Raw genomic sequence first — 23,517 nt, forward strand, 5'->3', positions numbered from 1 at the left:
TTGATCAGCTCTTCTCACGGGTACTGGCTTAAGTTGGATTTCCTGCTATCCGCTTGATAAATCCGTATGATTGGGGTGGGTTTACTGAATATTGGCTATCTCTTCATCATATTGAATATGATTGTTTTAGGTCTTTCAATCCCGGCCGGCAGTATAGCAATGGCAACCATTCCCGTATGGCTGTTTACGGCAATGACGCTTGGCATCGCCTGTATGATCTTACTGCCAGCAGCGAAAATATACGAAAGAATCAAGTGGAAAGGGCTAGGATATAAAACGTACTTCGGGATATTCATGCAATCCCTTTTTACCGTTACATTATATACGGTCTTCCTGTTATATGGTTTGAAATACTCTAGTGTGATAGCGGCTGGAATCATAAATAGTATGGTGCCAGCCGTAACGCTGGTTCTTTCCTTCATATTATTGGGAGAGAGATTGAACATCCGTAAGGGCATAGCCATCATGCTAGCTGTTTCAGCTGTCCTGGTAATGGAGCTCGCAGGTGCGAGTACTGAGGGGGAATCCAGTGCATTAGGGATTGCTTTCATGATATTGGCAGTTGTGTCATTGGGATTGTTTTTTGTATATGCAAAGAAATTCGCAGTGGATGTGCCACCGGTGACAATGGCAGCAGGACTGTGCTTAATGGGGTTTCTAACTACGCTGCCGATGGCCATTCATGAGGCGATATCTTTTGATTGGGGAAAAATGACGCTTGGTTTATGGGGAGCTGTCATAGCCTATACCTTGCTTGGGTGGGTATTTGCTTATATTTTCACGTACTTAGGAATTTCAAAGGTTCCAGCAAGCACCATCGGGATGGCAACGGCAATCATCCCGATTACTGCAATGCTATATGCCGTGTTATTCCTGGGCGATAAATTACGAAAGGTCGATATCATTGCGACTGTTTTATTAATTCTATCGATATTCATTGCAGAATCAAAAGAAAGTGTAAAGGAAGGAAAAGAGTCCATGCCAGTTATCGGGAAAGATGATGCGGTAGGCAAATAAAATTTGCACTTTGTACACGAGTCACTTCGAGGGAAAGTTCACTTAAAAGATAGAATGATATTTTAACTATAAGGGAGAGGTTAATATGGAAAAGATGTCTAGTATGAAAGTGACGAGGGAGGATCACCCGCTTGATCCATTAACGGCCGAAGAACTTAAACTGACGGTCCAGATTTTAAAACGTGATAAAGGACTGGATGACCATTACCGCTTTGCTAACATCAGCTTACTGGAACCTGCAAAATCCATTGTTCTGGGTTATCGGGAAGAAAAACGAATCAATAGAGAAGCATTCTGTATCATCCTTCATAATAAAGAGGGAAAAACATATGAGGCTGTAGTTTCCTTAACGGAAGGCAGCATAAGGTCATGGAAACTTATTCCGGGAGTGCAGCCATCCATAATGGCTGATGAATTCATGGAGTGTCAGGAAGTCGTGAAAAGCCACCCTGAAATGAAGAAAGCCTTTGCCAAAAGAGGGCTTACGAATATGGATGATATCATGGTCGATCCATGGTCAGCAGGGAATTTTGGAATCGAAGAGGAAGTGGATGTACGAATCGTCAGGGCTTTATGTTATTACCGTACATCATTATATGATAATGGATATGCTCGTCCCATTTCAGGATTATATGTCCTTGTAGACTTAAATAAGATGGAAGTCATCAAGATTGTGGATAAAGGTGTCATGCCATTTCCGCCACTTGATGGAAATTATACACCTGATCAAGTAGGAAACATGAGGCAGGATGTTAAACCTTTGGAAATAGTCCAACCAAAAGGACCAAGTTTCACGACGGAAGGCCATGTGATAGATTGGCAAAAATGGAATATCCGTTTTGGTTTCAACTCCCGTGAAGGTCTTGTCCTTCATACGGTCAGTTACAATGATGATGGAGTGCAGCGGCCAATCCTGTATCGAGCTTCTTTATCCGAGATGGTGGTCCCTTATGGCGATCCAACAGATCCGGTGAACAGGAACAATGCTTTCGATGCAGGTGAATACGGCATTGGCATGTTGGCGAATTCACTTGAACTCGGGTGTGACTGCCTAGGTGAGATAAAGTACTTTGACGCGAATCTGGTGGATAGTAAAGGGAATGTAATTCATATTAAAAATGCAATTTGTTTACATGAGGAGGATTTTGGAATCGGGTGGAAACATACGGATTGGAGGACAGATCATGTTGAAGTTCGCCGTTCAAGAAGATTGGTCCTATCGAGCATTTCGACAGTTGGAAATTACGAATATGGATTTTATTGGTATTTCTTTCAGGATGGGACGATACAGTTTGAAGTGAAATTGACAGGAATATTGCATACACAAGCCATCGAACCTGACCGGAAGCACCCGCATGGCAATTTGGTTGCACCTCAATTATTTGCTGCACACCATCAGCATTTCTTTAATATGAGGCTTGATATGATGGTTGATGGAATTAAAAATTCAGTTTATGAAGTCAATACAAAAAGTATGGAAAAAGGACCGGACAACCCATATGGAAATGGCTTCTACCCAGTTTCGACTTTGCTTAAAAATGAATCCGATGCGGTTCGAGACCTTGATTTGCGTACAGCGCGCTTCTGGAAAATCGTCAATCCATCAAAAACGAATATATTGGGAGAGCCGGTTGGTTATAAATTGTTTGCCGGGGAGAACTGTTTCCCGTTCGCCCATGATGATTCACCCTTATTAAAACGGGCTGGATTTTTAAAACATCATTTTTGGGTGACGCCATTCGATCCTGAAGAACAGTTTGCATCAGGGAGATACCCAAACCAACATGCAGGTGGGGAAGGGTTGGAAGAGTGGGTTAAAGCCGAGCGCTCCATTGAAAATGAAGATGTGGTGGTCTGGTATAACATGGGCCACCATCATATAACCCGACCTGAAGATTGGCCAGTCATGCCTACTGCGTATATTAGCTTCATTTTGAAACCGACGGGCTTTTTCAATCGGAATCCAGCTCTTGACGTGCCTCCCTCAAAACCAAAGAATTCAGCTTGCCAGATGGGCGGTAATTCTTCCTGTCATTAAAAATAAATCGTTTCACTATTGCTCGTAAAGGGGGAAATGAATCGCATGCTGCTGCTGACCAGTTTTATGATAGTCATGGCATATACAGTTTACTTTTCTAAAAAAGCTCATCAGAAAAAAGAGCATATTGGCGTTAGCCTGGGAAAATGCATGGTCATGATGTTAAGCATGACCACAAGTTTAACCTTGAGTTTAATGCTGTCATTCCTATTGCCCGGCAAGCTGGCGGTTTTAACCGTCCTGGCTATCGCAATATGTGCAGTGGCAGCAGCAATCATCGGAAGGCCTTTCGGTTTAACAGCGGTTATGGAATCTTTATCAACAACTCTGATGGGCGCAATGATGGGAGCCATGCTTGGGGTCATGCTGCCTCTTGATTCACAAACTTTCATGCTAGTTTCGATGGATCTGATCTACCTTGCCAGTATATTCTTTGTGACTTTTTATATAAAAAGAGAGGATTTAAAAGAACTAAAAGGTGGGAGGGGATTTGCTCCTTTCTATCTGACCCTCTTGTTCTCCATCATCATTATCGGAACGACGGCTGTTTGGGAAAGTGATTATTTCAAGGTCGGTGATGATTCGGAAATGGATATGCAACATCATCAACATGGTGGGTAGCTGCAATAATGTTACTTTCATCAAAAAGGGCTGCATCTGCAGCCCTTTTTGTGTTGCGGAAACACTTCATAAAATTTCCAAGGGTCAATTCAAATAATGCGAACATATTAAAAGAAGACAAATTGAAATTTCCGCTTAGTTTTGAACATACATATATGGGGGTTGTAAATGGATATATTATTAGCTCTCTTACCGGCATTATTCTGGGGAAGCATCGTTTTATTTAATGTGAAACTCGGGGGAGGACCCTATAGTCAAACACTAGGTACAACGATTGGCGCCTTGATTTTTTCAATTGGTGTTTATATTTTTGCAGATATTAAGTTGTCACTCCTGGTGTTTGGAGTCGGAGTCGTATCTGGATTGTTTTGGGCCGTTGGACAAGCTAATCAGCTTAAGAGCATTGATTTAATGGGAGTTTCCAAAACCATGCCAATCTCAACAGGATTGCAGCTCATAGCAACCACTTTATTCGGGGTCATCGTTTTTAACGAATGGTCTACAAAGAAATCGATTATTTTAGGCGTTTTGGCTTTAGTCTTCATTATTATAGGAATCGTCTTGACCTCCTTGGAAGATAAAGAATCGAAAGAGGGCAAGTCGGGAAACTTGAAGAAAGGAATCGTTATTCTCCTCATCTCGACATTCGGTTATCTGGTTTATGTGGTCGTGGCCCGTCTTTTTGATGTTGACGGATGGTCAGCGTTGTTCCCTCAAGCGATAGGGATGGTGATAGGCGGTCTGTTATTGACTTTTAAACATAAACCGTTTAACAAATATACGATTCGCAATATCATTCCGGGATTGATATGGGCTGCAGGGAACATGTTTTTATTCATATCCCAGCCCCGTGTAGGCGTGGCTACTAGTTTTTCCCTTTCACAAATGGGCATAGTCATCTCAACTATTGGCGGGATCATCATTTTACGTGAAAAGAAAACGAAGCGCCAACTAATTGGTATTGTAATTGGAATTATCTTGATCATCATAGCTGGGATTATGCTCGGGTTGGCAAAAAGTTAATAATTGGAGGGTGATTAAATGTATACAGATTTAGAAGGTAAAGTCGTTGTTATAACGGGTTCATCCACTGGTTTAGGAAAAGCGATGGCCATTCGCTTTGCTAAGGAAAAGGCAAAGGTCGTGGTTAATTATCGTACTAAATTAGAGGAAGCAGATAGTGTAATGGAAGAAATCAAAACAAGTGGTGGGGAAGCCATTGCAGTTAAAGGCGATGTCACCATTGAAGAAGATGTGATTAACCTTGTTCAATCAGCGGTAAATAATTTCGGGAAACTCGATATATTCATCAATAATGCAGGAATTGAAAATCCTGTACCATCTCACGAGATGCCGTTAAGTGACTGGAATAAGGTTATTAATACCAATTTAACCGGAAATTTCCTTGGGTGCCGTGAAGCTATCAAGTATTTTGTCGAGAACGATATTAAAGGGAATGTTATAAACATGTCCAGTGTACATGAAATGATTCCCTGGCCTTTATTCGTTCACTATGCGGCAAGCAAGGGCGGGGTGAAGCTGCTTACGGAAACCCTGGCTCTTGAATATGCACCAAAAGGAATCCGTGTGAACAGCATTGGTCCCGGAGCCATCGCCACGCCAATAAATGCCGACAAGCTTGAAGATTCCGAAAAGAAAAAAGATCTTGAAAGCATGATTCCGATGGGGTATATCGGAAAGCCTGAAGAAATTGCTGCGGTTGCTGCATGGCTGGCATCTTTAGAGTCCAGTTATGTAACGGGCATCACTCTATTCGCTGACGGGGGAATGACAAAATACCCTGCATTCCAAGCGGGAAGAGGATGAAGGTAGTTTAATTTGATGCAATAAGAATCCCAGCAGGATCATTCCTGCTGGGATTCTTGTTAAACATGCATTAACGAGTATGATGATTATACCAGCTAATGAAGTTATCGACGACCGTATCGATAAACTGGACAGTCGACTCATGTGTAAGCTTGCCTTCATTATCGATTTTATCATGAACTGCACCAACATATACTTCATTTCCGGGAAGGAGCGGGGAAGAGATGCCTAATGCGAATAGGATCTCACGTAAATGCAATTGAGCTTTAACCGTTCCTAATTGCCCCATTGACGCACCCATGATCCATGAAGGTTTGCCGATCAAGACTTTATCGACACGTGATAACCAATCGATTGCATTGCCCAATACGCCTGGAATCGTACCATTGTATTCAGGTGTTACCCACAAGACTGCATCTGCTTCAGCCACTTTGCTTTTAAATTCTTTTACAACTAATGGAGGGTCATTTTCAATATCTTGATCATAAAAAGGTAAATCCCGAATGGTCAAGATTTCGAGATCAAATCGATCTTGATATCTAGTTTGAATATATTTTGCTAGCTTAAGGTTGTAAGACTCTTTACGAATACTTCCCACTATTGCAACAACTTTCATCTTCAATACCTCCAAGGATTTGTAATGGATAATCATGTAAATGTGTTCCACTTACCTATTATAATTGGAATATAGGTGAAAGGGAAAAAGGATGCTTGAGAAATAATCATTCTGCGGATCGCCCATCATTCACACCACGATGGAAATGCTTTTCCATGACATAGCCAAAAAAGGAGGCAAGCATTTGTTGAAACAGCATGCCAAGTACAACGGGAACAGCGACGGCAGCAGGGAAATAGGTTGTTGCAAGGACGGCTCCAGCACTGATGTTTCGCATACCGCCTGTAAATGTCAAGGTGATGATATCGGCCTTTTCCCATCTTAAAAATGCACCGACCATCCAAGAAAGGGCATAACCTGAAGCTGCTATGAACAAAACCAGGAAGGCCATGATCATTAATTTCTTATCGAAATGGGTTAAGTAAGGAGCGATTTTTGAACTGTTCAATATGACTACGATTCCAACGCTTATCTTGGAAAATGGAGCTAAGCGGGGAGATAGTGTATATTGTATTCTCCCTTTTGTAGCCTGATTCAAGAACATGGCAAGCATGGAGGGAAGAACGACCATTCCGATTAATCCTTTCACAATCGACCCCAAATCCATTTCGATCGAACCGCCTCCAAGAAGGGAAACACTGTAAGGAACGATGAATGGCGAGAGAAGGGTGGCGATCAAGATGATGGTTAGGGCAAGTATGGCATTCCCATTATAAATGGATACCCAGATCATACTGGTGACACCGGTTGGAATCACTACAGCCAGGACTAATCCGGTAATCGTGAAAACATCACCATGAAACACTAGGTGGCCGAGACCAAAAGCCCAAATGGGCATGAGCATATGAAGGATGAGCAATACGATGAAAACCGGTAAAGGGTGGGTGACGGCCTGTTGCAAAGATTTAAAGTTGGAGCCTAAACTTCCGGAAAATGTAATGAAGGCGAATATCCATGGAACAAGAAAGGTGTAATCGATTAGATGTTCGGCCAATAATACTCCAATCACCACGCTTAACGGAGTGATGAGGGGCATGATTTTATCCATTTGTTCATTTATTTTTTTCAAAATCATTCATCCACTTCCTGAGCTATTCTATTAAGTAAGTTTACCATATTCCTAAAGAAATAATTTGTAAGACAAGTAATTTGTCTGTTTATTTTTGAAATGGTGAAAAGCATGTATTGGAAGGATTCATCGTTCCAAAAAGGATTTTCCCGATTATGTTCATTAACCAGAGATTTTGGCAGGTTTATTCGATGCATCGTTGTATATTCATCTAAAAATAGTTTAAAGTAGAGGGGAGAGGTGAAAGAAATGTCAGAAAAGGTTTCCAGTATAATGTGGTTTAGTCTTGCAGTACAAGCCTTGCTTGTTCTTGCTGATCATGATGGATTATGCAATAGTAATAAATTGGCTGATAAGCTTGATTCGGAGTCAGGTTTTCTTAGAAAAATATTAAGCAATTTAGTGAAGGCAGGGCTGATTAAAGCAAAGGAAGGCAGGGATGGAGGTTATTCACTTGCCAAAAATCCCGACCAAATCATTCTTGCAGATATATACGCTGCAATTAAATCCGAACCTTTTTCAAAGGGATTTCTTGATGTGAATGATAAGAAATGCTTTCAACCATCTTCACGCGAAGCTTTATGCGGATTGAAAAACGAGATGGAGAGCTGGATTATACAAGGCTTGGAGCAGAAAACGATTGCTGATTTACTTTCAAAATCATAATGTGAAAAACGAAACTGAAATGGTTTCGTTTTTCATAAACTGTATTTGACAAAAGAACAGTATGCGTTATATACTGTTCCTGTATTAATTACAGTTAAATGGAGGTCATTATAAATGACAAAAAATATAATGAGTAAAGAAGAGTATCTAAATAAATCGAAAGAATTGAATATACCGTTTGAAAAGCCCAAAGTCCTTAATGATACGGACTTCATTACGGTAGCAAAAGAACGGAGATCTGTTCGCCAGTACGATGCTGAATACGTGATGACTGAAGAGGAAATTCACGAAATCCTGGATATAGCGATCCAAGCACCGTCTTCTTCCAACTTACAGCCATGGAGATTCCTTGTGATCCAAGATAAGCAAACCCAACAAGAATTGCTCCCCATCGCCAATAACCAACAACAAATCGTCGATGCATCTGCTGTCATTGCCGTTTTAGCGGATATAGAAGGCTACAAAAATGCAGAGCGGATTTATGGTGAATTAGTCAATAAAGGGATCATGAAGAATGAAATCAAAGAGCCATATGTAGCATCCATTCTGCATAATTACGGTAACTTTTCCGCTGAAAAGGCTTTAAGTGTAGCCATGATTGACGGTGGCTTGGTTTCCATGCAGATCATGTTAGCTGCAAAGGCAAAAGGATACGATACAGTCCCAATGGGCGGTTTCGATGAAGCCAAATTTGTGGATGCATTCAATGTACCGGAAAACTTCAAACCTGTCATGTTAATTTCTATTGGAAAAGGAACTAAAGCAGGATTTGAAAAAGTCCGTTTGCCACTTGATACTGTATTGTCTTGGAATAAATACTAAGGTTTTGGAACAATATTTGTACTATGTTAAAAGGATAGCAAAACTCGCTATCCTTTTTTTCATGATTTGAGATTTGCTCTCTACTCCTAAAAATGATTATTCTCGCAAGCGATATAAGGATATGTTACAATTTTTCCACATATTTCTTTCAGGATATCTCTTCTGAAAATCACCGGAAAACTAAAAGCATAAGGGATAAAACGTGCTAAAGAATTATTTTTGGAGCTGCAAGCCAAAAAATACAGCAATTATCGTTGGCCGTTTACAATGGATGGGAGGGAGTCTTTATGAAGAATAAGAAAAGTGAATTGTTCTCGTGGTTGAAATCTATCTTATTCGCTGTAATGATCGTGTTCATTTGCCAACAGTTTTTATTTACACCAGTTACAGTAAAAGGTGAATCAATGGAACCGACTTATGAAAATGATGACCGGATAGTGGTAGCTAAAATCGGAAAGCCGGAGCGCTTCGATATGGTCGTATTTTATGCTCCGGATGCGGAAGAGAATTATATAAAAAGGGTCATCGGTTTACCAGGTGACAGCGTCGAAATGAAAGATGATGTCTTATTTATCAATGGGAAAAAGTATACAGAACCATATTTGAAAACAAAAAAAGGGGAAATTCCACCTGAAGAAAATCTGACGGAGAATTTCACCCTGAGTGATTTACTTGGAAAATCCAGGGTGCCTGCCGGCCATTTATTTGTCATGGGGGATAATCGAAGGAATAGTTGGGATGGAAGAAGATTTGGTTTTATTTCTGAAAAATCACTTATGGGCAAAGTGAAATTTCGTATCTACCCATTAAATGAAATGGGAGTGCCGAAGTAAATGGAAAGCCAAGAGGATAATTATATAGACTAAGTTGTATTTATAGCAGATGATGGATAAGAACCTTTTCCTGTGGTTAAGGTTTTTCATTTTGGATTGTAGGGGGATTAATATGACGAATGGATTAGCTGCCATCTCCATCCCGATGCTGGATGAAGAAATGGGCAGGCAGGTTAAAGGACATGTCGATTCACTGACTGTTCCTCTGGGGAGCCTAGGCCGGCTTGAAGAATGGATAATCGAACTGGCCAAGATGACAGGATTGGCATTTCCGGACATTTCGAAACCGGGGGTGATCGTGTTTGCGGCCGACCATGGAATTACGGAAGAAGGGATTTCGGCTTATCCTAAAGAAGTGACGGAACAAATGGCACTTAATTTCCTGAATGACGGTGCTGCCATCAATGTATTGAGCCGCGCGATAGATGCTTACTTGGACATTGTCGATATAGGGATCGATGCAGATATCGAAGCACCGGGGTTAACTTCGAGAAAAGTCCGCAATGGAACTAGAAACTTTTATAAAGAAGAGGCGATGACAAAGGAAGAAGTAATTCAAGCGCTTGAAATTGGATATGACCGTGCACAGAAAATGATTGCCCGTGGTGCGAACTGCCTGATCCTTGGTGAAATGGGAATCGGAAATACGACTTCCAGTACCGCTATCATCTCCCTCGTAAGCGGGAAAAGCGTTGAATCACTAGTGGGGCAGGGAACAGGATTGAAGTCAGAAGGCATTATACATAAGCAGAGAATAATTGAAGAAGCGATTTTATCAAGAAATCCTAATCGGGATGATCCAATCGATATTTTGATGAAAATCGGCGGGTTCGAAATTGCAGGTATGGCAGGGGCCATGCTTGCTGCAGCGAATAACCGTATACCCATTCTTGTTGATGGTTTCATTACAACCACGGCTGCTGTGTTGGCCAACCTGATTTCCGGACGTGCAGCCGATTATATGTTTGTTGGACATCGATCTGCAGAACCTGGTCATAGAACGGCCATAGAACTGCTTGGCAAGGATCCGATACTCGATGTGGGAATGAGAATCGGGGAAGGAACAGGGGCTGCCCTGTCATACCCCATCCTTAAGGCAGCGACATTGGTCATTAAAGAAATGGCAACATTTGAATCTGCAGGCGTGTCAAATAAGTAAGAAATAGGAGATCTTCATTGTGATGGTCTCCTATTTTTTATGTCTTCTTTCATTTCACTTTTACTTAATGGGCAGATGCCCTTTATATTTCTTCATTTTCCTGACGACGGAAGGCTGGCTGATCCCTAAGAATTTAGCCATTTCATATGTGGACTTACATTGTTTACTCGCTTTCATCATCATCCATTTTTCCACCTGTTCGAGAGCGGTATTGAGATCACTATCATCAACCATCACATCGTCAATCATTAGGGAATCATCTATTTTCTCAAAAGATTCTTGTCCATGGAAATGGGAGGGGAGAAAGCCAGGGAAAATGATGGAGTCTTCCGAGGTCAAAATGAGCCGTTCAATCAGGTTTTCCAATTCACGCACGTTTCCTGACCATTTATGCTGAATCAGTATTTCGTAAGTGGAAGGGTGCAATTTCTTATCTGACTTGTATTTCTTGTTGATGATTTCGAGATTATGATTGATTAAGATGGCAATATCTTCTTTTCTTTCTCGTAATGGCGGTATTTGGATGGGAATCACATTTAAGCGATAATACAAATCGAGCCTGAATGTCCCCTTTTCCACCATTTCCTCAAGGTTTTGATTGGTTGCCGTTACAAGCCGAAAATCTATCTTATGCTCTTTTTTTCCGCCAACCCTTTTAAAAGTCTTCTCTTGCAGGACATTTAATAATTTCACTTGCATATCCAGCGGAAGCTCTCCTATTTCATCCAGAAATAGGGTTCCATTATCTGCTTGTTCAACTAGCCCTTGCTTCCCCTGCTTCTGCGCTCCGGTGAAGGACCCCGCTTCATATCCAAACATTTCAGATTCAAAGAGACTTTCAGGGATGGTACTGCAGTTGACTTCGATGAATGGCTCTTTGCTGCGGTAACTCTGATTGTGCAGCCTGCGGGCGAATACGCTCTTCCCTACACCGGATTCACCAAGAAGCATGACTGTCGCATCCGTTTTGGAAACACGGTGTATCGTTTTGGCGATTTGCCGCATTTCCTTGCTGCGATAGATCAGCTCTTCCTGTTCCCTAAGTTCCTCGACTTCCGATTGGTATTCTTGAATCTTTCTTTCCAATTGACCGTACTGATCCTGGAGGTTCCTGATTTCAGTTTGATCTTGGGCATAGCTGACGACACGAATCAATTCACCATCATCATCAAAAATGGGATAGGCAGTCGACATGACGATTTTTCCCGTCTTTGTATGCTGCATGATCTGGACAGGTGTTTTCTCTTTCAATACCATGGCGGAAATCGACGGTGAAAGAATTCCTTCCGTCTCGAGCTGGTAAACTGATTTTCCAAGATAATGTTCCGGTTCGATTCCATATATCCACCAATGGTTAGGATTCGTGAATAAAATGAATCCTTTTTCATCGGTCACGGTAATATTATTATTGGATGTGTTGATGATGCATTCCAAAACTCTTTTGACATTATTATCACTCATCATTTTCCCCCTTATCCACTGTTCCGGTGATTCAAATATAAATCAAAAACAGAGGTGAAATCAAGAATTTTCAGATATTTTGATTTGGAATTGAATCATTTTTTATAAGAGCCATGCCTGGGATAGTCTCACTCACTTCATTCATCAAAGCTAAAACTAGAGTAATAGAGTAGCGAATCCACCTTAAGTATATGGATATTTACGGTTAACCTACTTATGTTTGGGTATAAATAAAGTAGAGAGTAATCGATTGAAGGAGTGATTGACTTGACTGAAAAAAGAACCTTGGGACAATATTTATACAACTGCTTAAAAGCAGAAGGCATTACAGAGATTTTTGGTGTGCCTGGAGACTATAATTTCTCATTGCTAGATACTTTGGAAGATTACGATGGGATTGAGTTCATAAATGGACGAAATGAACTCAATGCAGGATACGCTGCGGACGCTTATGCCCGTGTGAAAGGAATTTCGGCACTCATCACCACCTTTGGTGTCGGTGAAATGAGCGCATGTAATGCAATCGCTGGCGCGTACAGTGAGAATGTGCCGCTCATACATATTGTCGGCTCGCCAAAGTCCATGATGCAACAGAAGAAGGAGCTTGCCCATCATACGTTTATGAATGGAGATTTTGATGTTTTCCGTAAGGTTTATGAGCATATCACCAGTTATACGGCAATTCTTACACCAGAAAATGCAGCAAGGGAGATACCGGCTGCAATCAGAATCGCGAAAGAAAAGAAAAAGCCCGTTTATTTGGTAGTGGCTATCGATCTTGTTGAAAAACCGTTGGTTTCTCACGGTGAGGCTTCTGAAAATGTGGCCAAAACGAATGTCGATGCGCTGCAGTCAGCAGTGAAGCATATAAAAGGGATGCTAGAACATGTGAACAAAGCGGTTCTGCTTGTCGACGTGAAAACACTTCGTTATAACCTGCAGAAACCCGTACTGCAGCTCGCTGAGAAGTTAAATGTTCCAGTTGCTTCGTTAATGCAGGGAAAAAGCGGGTTTGATGAGAGCCATCCCCAGTATATCGGTGTTTACGGCGGAGCTTTCGGAAGTAAGGATGTAACTCAGACTGTTGAAGAAGCGGATTTCATCATAGCCGTTGGTGCTGTTTGGTCAGACGTCAATACCTCCAAAGGTACAACAAAGCTTAACCCATTGAAAATGGTGGAAATTCAACCTGATACAGTAAAAGTGGGGGAAGCCAGCTATATGAATGTCAAGGCGGAGGAAATTCTAAATGCACTCCAGGACATTGGGTACCGGCAGAACGAATCTGTTGGAAACATCTCATTTCCTTATGACACAATGGTTGAAGACCCATCAGCACCATTGAAGGCGGCTTCTTATTATCCTCGAATTCAGCAAATGTTAAAAGAAAATGACATTGTGGTCACGGAAACAGGAACATTCTCTTATGGCATGTCACAGGTCAGGTTGCCGAAAGGGGCGACCTACATAGCACAGGGAGGCTGGCAAAGCATCGGATATGCCACGCCCGCAGCTTTCGGTGCTTGCATAGCGGATAGAAACCGGCGTGTTCTTTTGTTCACCGGGGACGGATCGATACAGCTGACAGCACAGGAAATAAGCTCGATGCTGGAGAACGGCTGCAAGCCTATCGTGTTTATTCTCAACAATAACGGTTACACGATAGAAAAATTCTTGAATGTAAAAGTCGATATAGAAAAACAGAAATACAACGAAATACCAGAGTGGGATTATACAAAACTGGCTGAAGCGTTTGGGCAAGAGGCATTTACAGCAAAAGTCGAGACGAATGGTGAACTGGATGATGCCATTACAAATGCTCAGAACGCCGATAAGCTTTGCCTTATAGAATTGGTCGTGAAAGATCAAATGGATGCCCCGGAATATTTGCAAAAAATGAGGCAGTATCTTGAAAAACAAGAGAAACTAAAGTAATGCCATGTTCGAAATGCTCTAACGCGGGCGGTCCGGGAGCCTCCTCGGCGCTCTTTGCGCCTATGGGGTCTCCCTTGGACACGCTTTTCTAAGCAGGAGTCTCGAACAGCTGCTCCAATCAACTTCGTTTAAAAAATTCAGATAGAAACCCTTTTGGGGAAAGGGAGCTGATTTCTGAAATCAACTGAACTTTTTAAATAAAAAACTCCAGGCAAACTGAGTTTTCATAGAGTTTGGCGCAAAATGGTGTTCGAAGTCCGAATAGTAAGGTGAAGGTCAATAAAATTCTTGAATGGTCGAATATGGTGCTTCGGCCTTTATGGTTTTTACTCTAATCCTCATTGGATGGAAGAAATATGCGACACTGCTACCGAATAACTGGCTAGCCGAAACCCTTCAGCTGCTTGCTTTGATGAGAAGCCAGCGAAAAGAGAGAGGATTATTGAAAACAGCTGGAACGGATTTTTAAAGAAAGGTCTTCAGTTTATGAAGGCCTTTCTTTTTGGTATGGATACTGTACTTAGATATATCTATACGGCTCGATCAAGGACAAGAATGCAAGTTGGAAAAGTAATAGGATGGATTCCAAAAAGATAATGAGAATGGTTATAAGCCATAACACCAGTTGGCAGCTATTTGACATTATAATACGCAAAAAAGCGTGTATGATAGTTTATCAAAACACGCTTTTTTGTTCTTTTATCAAGGCATATAGTGTTTTTTAGCCAACAATCGGATATTGACATCAATGTTTAGTTAAGTACACGAACTGCCTTTACAAAGCTAGGTCCCCAGTAAGAACTGTTTATGTCAGCGTAGGAGACACCTTTAGATGTGGAAGCATTCAGCATTTGACCATTACCGGCATAAATTCCCACATGATTGATTACACCATCATTGTTGGTATCGAAAAATACTAAATCCCCTTTTTGGAGGGATTTTGAAGATACCGTTGTACCAACGTGTGATTGAGCCACTGAATTTCGAGGCAAGGAAACACCTGCACTTTGGAATGCCCTTAATGTGAATGAAGAGCAATCAAATACATCAGTGCGTGAAGTGCTAGCACCGTAAACATACTTCGCGCCCATATATTTAGCGCCAGCAGCCAAAACTTGATCCGCCTTGGTCGATTTGGACTGTTTTTTAATTGCAGATGCTGAGGCTTGTCCGGAAACCCGGATGGATTGGCCGATACGAATACGATTTGAATTGGAAATAGTAGGGTTCATTTTAAGTAAGGCACTAAGGGAAAGGTTATATCTTTTAGCGATTGTTGATAAGGAATCCCCTAATTTAACCACATAAACTTCTGTTGTATTTTTACTATTATTCGTATTCGTATAGTTGTTAAGGGTATTAACCTTCAAGATCTGGCCGGGAAAAATAAGGTTACTGGTCAAATTGTTTTTAGACTTTAATTGTTTGACAGTCATATTATTGACTCTAGCAATCTTATCCAGGGTGTCACCGGATTTGACCCTATATGTTGCATTAGAAGGGCTGTTTTTAGCCGCAGAGCTAGATGCAGGGGCTTTTCCGGAAACCCGGATGGATTGGCCAATATAAATGCGATCCGAATTAGAAATATCAGTGTTTAATTTAAGCAGGGCACTTAGGGAAAGATTATACTTTTTAGCAATTTTTGATAAAGAATCCCCCAGTTTAACCACATATTTTTCGGTTTTATCTATATTTTTATCTGTTTGGTTGTTAAGGTTATTAACCTTCAAGACTTGGCCGGGAAAAATAAGGTTCCTAGTCAAATGGTTTTGAGACTTTAATGCTTGGACAGTTGTATGATTAGCTTTAGAGATTCCATCAAGGGTGTCCCCTGATTTAACTTGATAAGAACCAGCATAAGCGGAAGTGCCTGCCACTAGGGTACCTATAATAGTACCTGCAAGAATGAAAGAGTTTTTAGAGTTGTTCATTTAGGAAAGTTCCTCCTGATGTGGTAAAAAAATATGTAGCATTTATATTATAAGGGTATGGAATATAAAAAACATGACCCATATAAATAAAATTCAACTTTTTCGTCATTTTTCAGGTAATCTTGCTACAGGTAAATGGGGGTTTATGGGATTTAGATGGAGTGTAAGAGGGCCATACTGTAATTTCGCATAAATGGATAAAAAGAGCATTTCATAAAATGGAAGTTTGAAGTAATTAAAAAGAAAGGTAAGAATAGAATATCCTTACCTTTCCATGATTCATTTTTTAATATTGTCTATAAACGTAGGGATCATCCGGTTCAGCGATTTTACTATGTGATGATACTTTGAGCAGGGGAATGGTTTTCTTGAATGGCTGATAATAAATGGATTCCAATTCACCTGTCACGGAATACCACTCATCATTTTTGGGATGCATTCCTTCAGGAAATTCGATTAGCATACCGAATACCCCAGAGTCCGCGACACAGTGAATGACCCCAAACCGGAACAAGAATACCTGGTTTTTGGCTAGCTCATTTGAATTGTACGAAAATCCGGTTAACGTTATTTGCTTGCCAGCGAACTTTCCAGGAGAGTAATAGATGGCTTCTAAATCGTTTAGGTAGTTTTCATCTGTTAATTGAAGACTATCACGATCAACCAAGCCTTTGAGAGAGTTATCCATTAAAGTTAAATAGTCATCCTTGCCATAATAAAGACTCGTATCCGGCTGCAGGAATTGATGCTGGCTATATTCATCTGAGTCTTCATATACTGGGAAATGAAACCCCTTTTTTTCTACAATATTGGAGTCCATAGTGGCAACAGGCAAAAAGAGACCGGTTAAAATGGGAATGAAGAATAGGAAGTAAGTAAGGTTCCTTTTCCATTTCTTATTTTCCTGGGAGTGATCATGTCCGCACTGACAATCATCACCTTCTTCTTGATTATCTTCTTTAAAATATAAGTAAGATCCCATTAACGTGAATATTGCCAGTATATAGATGGCAACCTGTGAAACATATGAATATTCCATATTAATGTATTTCGATATATTCCCTGAGGCGTGTAAATGCATGAATAAAAAAGTAAGTCCAAGTAATATGAATAATCTTCCCATATAAAACACCCTCTTTAAGAAATAAACAATAAAGTTAGGCCTAAGACGGAAATAAATATATAGGCCATCAAACATAAAACGAATTTTGTTTTGAAGGTACCTAAAAGCATGATTGTATTTTTAATATCAAACATGGCCCCGAATACAAGAAAAGCAACTAGTGAAGAGGGCGAGAAGGTACTTCTAAAAGAACTTGCAACAAAGGCGTCCGCTTGGGAACACAAGGACATGACATAGGACAAAGCCATCATGACTGCATTCCCGGATAGTTTTCCTTGACCGATTTCAAGCAATAGGGATGTTTTCAAAAAAGTTTGAATGGCAGCTGCCAGTAATGCACCAATGATTAAGTATTTTCCAACAGAAAAGAACTCTTCAATCGAGTGTTTGAACATTCCCGTTATTTTTTCTTTAAATGTAAGTTTATGTTGATGTATATGTTCGATATGTTCCTGTTTAAGCTGATTTGTCTTAAACTGAAAAGACAGGATGCATGCAATGATCAGTACGACCACGAATGCAATTCCACCACGATAGAAAACCATGCTCCAGCTATTACCAAACGCTATATAGGTGGAAAACAGGACAATCGGATTGAGAATGGGTGCAGAAAGCATAAAGGCAATGGCCGCTGAAAGAGGAACCCCTTTAGCGATCAAACGGCGGGTGATCGGGACAATCCCGCACTCGCAGGCAAGAAAAAAGACTCCTGCACCTATTGCGGTTAGAACAGATAAGATCGGATTTTTCGGAATGATTTTTGCAATCATCTCTTCTGACACAAACATTTGGATGATTCCAGATATAAGGACTCCCAGTAAAATGAAGGGAAGGGATTCAATTAGGATACTAATAAAAATTGTATTCATTTGCAAAAGGGCCTGAACGTTCATCATAAACCACCTTCCATATTGCTGACTTTACTATATTAGGTTCGTAATAGAAGGAAGTCAATTTATTATTACTTGGGTAATAGGCTGGAAGTTGAAGGGGTAAGGAACTTATGGGATATTGAGGGACTTGGATGATCAAATGTATAAGTTTGGCAGGAATAAGTAGTACTTCAATATAAGCCTTGATCCTTTTGAGGCTAGAGCCTACATTAGCGATAGTCATAATGCTTTCATACACGACTTGTTGATATGGATCTAGGGATGCTTACGGACAAAGTAAAATCCCCTCAAAGTTGTGTAATATCCACGGAATTTACACAACTTTGAGGGGATAAAATCATGGTTCATTTTTCGGCACAGCCTTATTAATTAAGTTTTTACGGGATATGAACGGATTGTCGGTAATCCAGAAACGCCAAGGATAATCTTTTGCTGCCCCGGAGTTCTCGATTCCGACGCGGGGGCCGCTGGATATGTGTTCAGGCATTTTTCCGGCAGCAAGATATAGCGGGGGATCCGTAAAAGGTCGACCATAATCATCCATGGTGATGCCTAGTGCCTTTGTTAGCTTCCCAGGTCCATCGGTCCATTTTCGGATATCGGCAATGCCGCGTCTTTCCTGCATTAACTCAAGCCCTGAATAGGGTTCAACAGCTCGAATTAAAATGGCCTCCGGATTTTCAGGCCCGCCGCTTACGACATTGACCAGAGTATGTGTGTGCATGACGTAAGTATAAATCAATCCGGAATTACCGAACATCACTTCCGTCCGTTTTGTCCTTCTATTTCCAAAACTATGTGCGGCCCTGTCCCCAGGTCCGATATAGGCCTCTGTTTCAACAATGAATCCAGAAGCGGTTCCATCCGCTGTTTCTTTTACAATGAGGCAGCCAAGAAGGGATTTTGCCAGTTCAAGCGTGGGCTGCTGATAAAAATCTGCGGGTAAAATTGAATGGTTTATCACAGTATCACTCCATTTAGTCTCATACAGGTAAAATTCCCTTATCAATGAAAAAAAAACATCAAGGGATTAAAAAGACCGGCTGAATATATCAGCCGGTCCCGAGCATATTTTTAGCCTAATTCTTTTTCCGTTTCTTGATCTTTTTTGATACGGCCTGAACCCACGGAAAGTGCCACCAATATCCCCGCGGAAACAAAAAAGATACCGGTGATGAAAACGCTGGAGAATGCATCGATCCAAGCATTTTCAATCGTTTTTACAAGGACATTGCTGACTTCTGCCGGCATTTTAAGGTTTTCCGGATAAAGCATGATGTTGAATAACGCATCCGTTTTATCGGCCAATGCTTTCAGTGCCGCATGCAATATAGGGTCCTTTTGGCTTACGACCGCATCATCCATATTTTGCTGGAGATTATGATTCATGACAGCGTTCAAGATCGTGATGCCCATCGTTCCTCCTATAGATCGGAAGAATGTGGAAGCTGCTGTAACCGACCCTAGCTGGGATTTTGGAAACTCGTTTTGAACGGCAATCATCAATGTCGGCATGACAAGACCCATACCTATTCCAAGGATGGCCATGAATGAGTACGCAGTGAATATAGTCGTACTGCTGTCCATCATGCTCATTAGGAAGAAGCCAAGCGTTGCAAAGGCCATTCCAAAGGTAAGGACGGTACGAAAACGGAATTTCAATAGTAACCGCCCGCCAATGATGCTGGAAAGAATCATGCCGACCATCATCGGAGTCATGGTCGATCCCGCTTTTGTTGGTGAAACTCCCAGTACGCCTTGCATGAAAAGCGGGACGAACATGATTGCCCCGAACATACCAAGGCCAAGCAGGAATCCCAAAATATTCGTGGTGGAAAAAACTCTATTTTTAAAAAGGGATAAATCAAGGATCGGTTCGACTGCTCTTCTTTCAAAAATGATGAATAGGGTAATGAAGACAATGGTGCTGCCAAAAATCAAGAAAGATTCCAGTGATAGCCATTCAAATTTATCACCACCGAAGGTCAAGCCCAGCAGTAACAGCACAATACCAGGAATCAAGGTGAAAATCCCCAGGTAATCGATATTCACCTTCTCTGCTTTCCTTATGGCTTCATGTTTCAATCCCACATAAATCAAAATGGCAGATAGTAAGCCCGTCGGTACATTGATCAAAAAGATCCAATGCCAGCTGATATGGTCAACGATCAGGCCGCCCAGAAAAGGACCGATGACGGAACTTAAACCAAAAAGAGCTCCAAATACACCCTGCCATTTGGCTCTTTGTTCGGCAGAGAATATATCGCCGATGATCGTTTGGGATAAAGGCATGATCATCCCGCCGCCGATTCCCTGCAGCCCTCTATAAATGATCAATTGCTCCATCGAAGTGGCTGTGGCACATAAAAACGAACCAATCGTGAAAATGATCGTACCAAGCAGATAAAGGGAACGCCTGCCATATAAATCAGATAGCTTTCCAACAATGGGTACGACAGTCGTTGAGGCTATTAAATAGGCAGTCGTCACCCATGCAAAGATGGTAAAACCATTCAATTCCCCGATAATTGTCGGCATGGCCGTACCGACGATTGTCTGTTCCAATGAACTGAAAAACATTCCTATGATCAATCCTGTTAAAACTAGCTTGGTATTAACTGCTTTTTTTTCCGTTTGCATATGATTTCTCCATTCCTGGAATTTTATTCCTTATTCGTTTTGTGACTGATAGGTCAAAATTATAAATCCGAAATGACCATTTAGTCAACGGTTTTTTCACTGAAAATTTCAATTGAAGTTGGATATCAAGATTCATCCATAACAATTAAGTAATTCGACCAGAAACCACCAAATCCTTCCTGATTAATATTTCCAACGTGTTTCCATTTATGATATCCGATATAATAAGAAGGAATATAGATGAACTTATGATTGGAAGTGTAAGATATGAATAAAAAAATCGGGTTTATTGGATGCGGCAAAATGGGTGAGGCAATGCTTGAGGGCATGTTGCTTGCAGAGGTCATTTCACCTGAAGGGATCATGGTCAGTACTGCGAGTGCGGAAACCAAAACTAAAATCACCACGAAATATAACGTTAAAGGCACTTTGGATAATATAGAGGTTGCTGGTTTTGCCGACATTCTCTTTCTAGGGATCCAACCTGCCATGCATAAACAAGTGCTTGAAGAAGTGAAGAATCATGTGAAAGAAGAAGCTGTAATCATTACCATGGCAGCTGGGATCACTATATCTTTAGTGGAGAGCAGTATCGGAAAAAAAGTGAAGGTTATCCGGACGATGCCAAACACTCCTTCGCTTGTCGGTGAAGGCATGACGGCCATGAGCATCAATGGTGAAATTACCGATGCTGATATAGAGGATGTGACTTTTTTGCTGAATAGTTTCGGTAAAACGGAAATCCTCCATGAAGATTTGATGGACGCAGTACCGGCCATCAGCGGTTCGTCGCCTGCTTATGTATACATGTTCATCGAGGCGCTGGCTGATGGAGGGGTCCGTGATGGCATTCCACGGAAACAAGCGTACCGAATGGCAGCACAAGCTGTAATGGGGGCTGCTAAAATGGTACTGGAAACGGAAAGGCATCCTGCTGCTTTAAAGGATGATGTCTGCACGCCGGGAGGGTCAACGATAGCTGCGGTAGCGTCTTTAGAAGAGAATCAGCTAAGATCCAGCATTCTGCAAGCAATGAAGTCCTGCACGGATAAAACGAAAGGCTTCAGTAAGTGAAGAAAGATGGATTGCCCATTGGCGGGCAATCTCATTTTGTATAATATTTTCAGAATGTTTGGTAAAAAAAGAGGGGGGCAGCATAATGAATGGTTACATAGAAGAATTAAGGAAGATATTGACGGAAGAACAAGTAACGGTGAATGAAACATTATTGGAACAGCATAGCCATGATGAATCCTACCATACTCCGCATTTACCGGATATGGTTATATACCCAAGGGATACTGGGGAAGTAAGCGCAGTCATGCGGTTTGCGAATGAGAATGAAATACCGGTCATTCCTTTTGGATTGGGTTCTAGTTTAGAGGGGCATGTCGTTCCAGTCAAGGGTGGAATTTCCCTGGATTTGTCCTTGATGAATCAAATATTGGAAATCAGGGAAAATGATTTCCTTGTGAAGGTCCAACCAGGTGTGACAAGGACGCAACTCAATAAAGAATTAAAAAAATACGGTTTGTTCTTTTCCGTCGATCCTGGTGCAGATGCTACATTGGGAGGGATGGCAGCTACGAATGCAAGTGGTACGACCTCGGTCAAATATGGGATAATGCGAGATCAAGTCAGGGATCTGGAAGTGGTTTTAGCAAACGGTGAAGTCATTCATTCCGGAAGTTTAGCGACAAAGTCATCTTCAGGCATTCATTTGAATGGCTTGTTTGTCGGCTCTGAGGGTACGCTAGGTGTATTTACTGAACTGACATTAAAGGTATATGGCATTCCTGAAGTCACAATGGCTGGAAGGGCCTCGTTTCCAACCGTCGAACAGGCAGTATCTGCGGTTAATGGGATCATGCTTGCTGGAATTCCGATTGCACGAATTGAATTGGTTGATGCCGAGTCCATAAAAAAGGTTAATCAATTCATGGACAAATCCTATGATGTCAAGCCAACTTTATTCCTCGAGTTTCATGGGAATTTTGCCGGACTGGAACAGGACGTCAAATTTGCCAAGGAAATCGTAAGTGATTTTGGCTGTGGCGATATTCAGTTTGAAACCGATTCAAAAGCACGGAATGCCTTATGGGAAGCACGCCATAACCTCGCTTACGCATTCATTCACAGCGCACCTGGAAAGAAACTGATGGTGACCGACGTAAGTGTGCCCCTTCATGAATTATCGAATGCCATACTGGATACAAGGAAGAAAGTCGAACAATCCAAAGTGGAGGGTGCGATCGTAGGACATGTAGGTGACGGGAATTATCACGTATTGTTCATGATCGATCTGAAAAATCCTGAAGAAATAAAAGAAGCGAAGAGGTTAAATGAAGAAATCGTCGAATATGCATTAACAAAAGGCGGTACATGTACGGGTGAACATGGAGTAGGACTTGGAAAATCGAAGTATCAGCGAAGGGAGCATGGAGGAGCTTACGTAGTGATGAAAACGATCAAACAGGCATTGGATCCGAAAGGAATAATGAATCCTGGGAAGATCTTCATAGATTAAGAGGAATGTACTATTTTGTAGATTAGTAATAACATCAAACAGACTTGATCCCATATAAAATATAGTGGAAATCTTGTCTATTATATGGGGCCAAGTCGAAAACGCCAATTATATATCACGGAATGTAAACATATATTCGCATAAAAATGACTTTCGTCTTTCATTCGGGCTATAATCGGAAAATGGTCCGTCCGATCTGATAATTCGACCTATATCTTGCTAAATCGCCTGTAGTGCGGCTAATCCGGCCTGATCCAGATATTGAACGAAGAAGTACAGCTTTCAACGGGATTCTTGTACAAAAAAACAAGACTCCAGACAAGGTTGTGTCTGGAG

General features: G+C 41.3%; 21 protein-coding genes. 13 read left to right on the forward strand and 8 right to left on the reverse strand.

Annotated features, from left to right (window positions below):
• Nucleotides 1-66 precede the first annotated feature (66 nt).
• The 5 genes from N0M92_RS02890 (at nucleotide 67) to N0M92_RS02910 (ending at nucleotide 5,503) form a co-directional block, all read left to right on the forward strand.
• Nucleotides 67-1,017, forward strand: coding sequence for a DMT family transporter (locus tag N0M92_RS02890; RefSeq protein WP_260284374.1), 951 nt, complete (start codon nucleotides 67-69; stop codon nucleotides 1,015-1,017).
• An 85-nt stretch (nucleotides 1,018-1,102) separates the two neighbouring features.
• Complete coding sequence (locus N0M92_RS02895; protein ID WP_311202506.1) at nucleotides 1,103-3,055, forward strand: primary-amine oxidase; 1,953 nt, start codon at nucleotides 1,103-1,105, stop codon at nucleotides 3,053-3,055.
• Nucleotides 3,056-3,091: 36 nt separating this feature from the next.
• On the forward strand, nucleotides 3,092-3,676 hold the full coding sequence (locus N0M92_RS02900; RefSeq protein ID WP_260284375.1) for a hypothetical protein: 585 nt from the start codon (nucleotides 3,092-3,094) through the stop codon (nucleotides 3,674-3,676).
• A 168-nt stretch (nucleotides 3,677-3,844) separates the two neighbouring features.
• Nucleotides 3,845-4,699 (forward strand): GRP family sugar transporter, encoded by an 855-nt coding sequence (locus N0M92_RS02905; RefSeq protein ID WP_260284376.1) that lies wholly within the window; start codon nucleotides 3,845-3,847, stop codon nucleotides 4,697-4,699.
• A gap of 18 nt (nucleotides 4,700-4,717) precedes the next feature.
• Complete coding sequence (locus N0M92_RS02910) at nucleotides 4,718-5,503, forward strand: SDR family oxidoreductase (RefSeq protein ID WP_260284377.1); 786 nt, start codon at nucleotides 4,718-4,720, stop codon at nucleotides 5,501-5,503.
• 70 nt (nucleotides 5,504-5,573) lie between these two features.
• Here N0M92_RS02910 and N0M92_RS02915 read toward each other — a convergent pair whose 3' ends face one another.
• Both N0M92_RS02915 and N0M92_RS02920 read right to left on the reverse strand, forming a co-directional pair.
• Nucleotides 5,574-6,119, reverse strand: a complete 546-nt coding sequence (locus N0M92_RS02915; RefSeq protein ID WP_192203455.1) for an NADPH-dependent FMN reductase — start codon at nucleotides 6,117-6,119, stop codon at nucleotides 5,574-5,576.
• Nucleotides 6,120-6,225: 106 nt separating this feature from the next.
• A complete protein-coding gene (locus N0M92_RS02920) occupies nucleotides 6,226-7,194 on the reverse strand; it encodes a bile acid:sodium symporter family protein (protein ID WP_260284379.1) in 969 nt (322 codons plus the stop codon).
• A gap of 243 nt (nucleotides 7,195-7,437) precedes the next feature.
• Between N0M92_RS02920 and N0M92_RS02925 the strand changes: the two genes are divergently transcribed.
• The 4 genes from N0M92_RS02925 (at nucleotide 7,438) to cobT (ending at nucleotide 10,668) form a co-directional block, all read left to right on the forward strand.
• Entirely contained in the window at nucleotides 7,438-7,854 is a 417-nt protein-coding gene (locus N0M92_RS02925; RefSeq protein ID WP_260284380.1) for an Rrf2 family transcriptional regulator, read from the forward strand.
• A gap of 114 nt (nucleotides 7,855-7,968) precedes the next feature.
• The gene (locus N0M92_RS02930) at nucleotides 7,969-8,676 is read left to right on the forward strand and encodes a nitroreductase family protein (protein ID WP_260284381.1); all 708 of its coding nucleotides are present in this window, start codon (nucleotides 7,969-7,971) and stop codon (nucleotides 8,674-8,676) included.
• A gap of 287 nt (nucleotides 8,677-8,963) precedes the next feature.
• Complete coding sequence (gene lepB, locus N0M92_RS02935; protein ID WP_260284382.1) at nucleotides 8,964-9,509, forward strand: signal peptidase I; 546 nt, start codon at nucleotides 8,964-8,966, stop codon at nucleotides 9,507-9,509.
• A 112-nt stretch (nucleotides 9,510-9,621) separates the two neighbouring features.
• Complete coding sequence (gene cobT, locus N0M92_RS02940; RefSeq protein WP_260284383.1) at nucleotides 9,622-10,668, forward strand: nicotinate-nucleotide--dimethylbenzimidazole phosphoribosyltransferase; 1,047 nt, start codon at nucleotides 9,622-9,624, stop codon at nucleotides 10,666-10,668.
• Nucleotides 10,669-10,728: 60 nt separating this feature from the next.
• Here cobT and N0M92_RS02945 read toward each other — a convergent pair whose 3' ends face one another.
• Nucleotides 10,729-12,132 (reverse strand): sigma-54 interaction domain-containing protein, encoded by a 1,404-nt coding sequence (locus N0M92_RS02945; protein ID WP_260284384.1) that lies wholly within the window; start codon nucleotides 12,130-12,132, stop codon nucleotides 10,729-10,731.
• A gap of 264 nt (nucleotides 12,133-12,396) precedes the next feature.
• On the opposite strand from N0M92_RS02945, the gene N0M92_RS02950 reads away from it, so the two are divergent.
• Together N0M92_RS02950 and N0M92_RS02955 are read left to right on the forward strand one after the other, a co-directional pair.
• On the forward strand, nucleotides 12,397-14,064 hold the full coding sequence (locus N0M92_RS02950; RefSeq protein WP_397443796.1) for an alpha-keto acid decarboxylase family protein: 1,668 nt from the start codon (nucleotides 12,397-12,399) through the stop codon (nucleotides 14,062-14,064).
• A 319-nt stretch (nucleotides 14,065-14,383) separates the two neighbouring features.
• The gene (locus N0M92_RS02955) at nucleotides 14,384-14,533 is read left to right on the forward strand and encodes a hypothetical protein (protein WP_260284386.1); all 150 of its coding nucleotides are present in this window, start codon (nucleotides 14,384-14,386) and stop codon (nucleotides 14,531-14,533) included.
• A gap of 283 nt (nucleotides 14,534-14,816) precedes the next feature.
• On the opposite strand, the gene N0M92_RS02960 is transcribed toward N0M92_RS02955, so the two are convergent.
• From N0M92_RS02960 to N0M92_RS02980, 5 genes are all read right to left on the reverse strand, one after another.
• Nucleotides 14,817-15,998 (reverse strand): C40 family peptidase, encoded by a 1,182-nt coding sequence (locus tag N0M92_RS02960; protein WP_260284387.1) that lies wholly within the window; start codon nucleotides 15,996-15,998, stop codon nucleotides 14,817-14,819.
• Between the two features lie 286 nt (nucleotides 15,999-16,284).
• Nucleotides 16,285-17,121 carry a TIGR03943 family putative permease subunit gene (locus N0M92_RS02965; protein WP_260284388.1) on the reverse strand — a complete coding sequence of 279 codons (837 nt, stop codon included), beginning with the start codon at nucleotides 17,119-17,121 and terminating at the stop codon, nucleotides 16,285-16,287.
• 14 nt (nucleotides 17,122-17,135) lie between these two features.
• Nucleotides 17,136-18,017 (reverse strand): permease, encoded by an 882-nt coding sequence (locus N0M92_RS02970; RefSeq protein WP_397443797.1) that lies wholly within the window; start codon nucleotides 18,015-18,017, stop codon nucleotides 17,136-17,138.
• Between the two features lie 334 nt (nucleotides 18,018-18,351).
• Nucleotides 18,352-18,978 carry a DNA-3-methyladenine glycosylase gene (locus tag N0M92_RS02975; protein ID WP_260284389.1) on the reverse strand — a complete coding sequence of 209 codons (627 nt, stop codon included), beginning with the start codon at nucleotides 18,976-18,978 and terminating at the stop codon, nucleotides 18,352-18,354.
• Nucleotides 18,979-19,088: 110 nt separating this feature from the next.
• Complete coding sequence (locus N0M92_RS02980; RefSeq protein ID WP_260284390.1) at nucleotides 19,089-20,654, reverse strand: MDR family MFS transporter; 1,566 nt, start codon at nucleotides 20,652-20,654, stop codon at nucleotides 19,089-19,091.
• 267 nt (nucleotides 20,655-20,921) lie between these two features.
• Here N0M92_RS02980 and proC point away from each other — a divergent pair, with 267 nt between their 5' ends.
• Nucleotides 20,922-21,728, forward strand: coding sequence for a pyrroline-5-carboxylate reductase (proC, locus tag N0M92_RS02985; RefSeq protein ID WP_260284392.1), 807 nt, complete (start codon nucleotides 20,922-20,924; stop codon nucleotides 21,726-21,728).
• 85 nt (nucleotides 21,729-21,813) lie between these two features.
• Complete coding sequence (locus N0M92_RS02990) at nucleotides 21,814-23,181, forward strand: FAD-binding oxidoreductase (protein WP_260284393.1); 1,368 nt, start codon at nucleotides 21,814-21,816, stop codon at nucleotides 23,179-23,181.
• Nucleotides 23,182-23,517: the final 336 nt, after the last annotated feature.

It is taken from the genome of Peribacillus aracenensis, assembly GCF_025175645.1.
Taxonomy (GTDB): domain Bacteria; phylum Bacillota; class Bacilli; order Bacillales; family DSM-1321; genus Peribacillus; species Peribacillus aracenensis.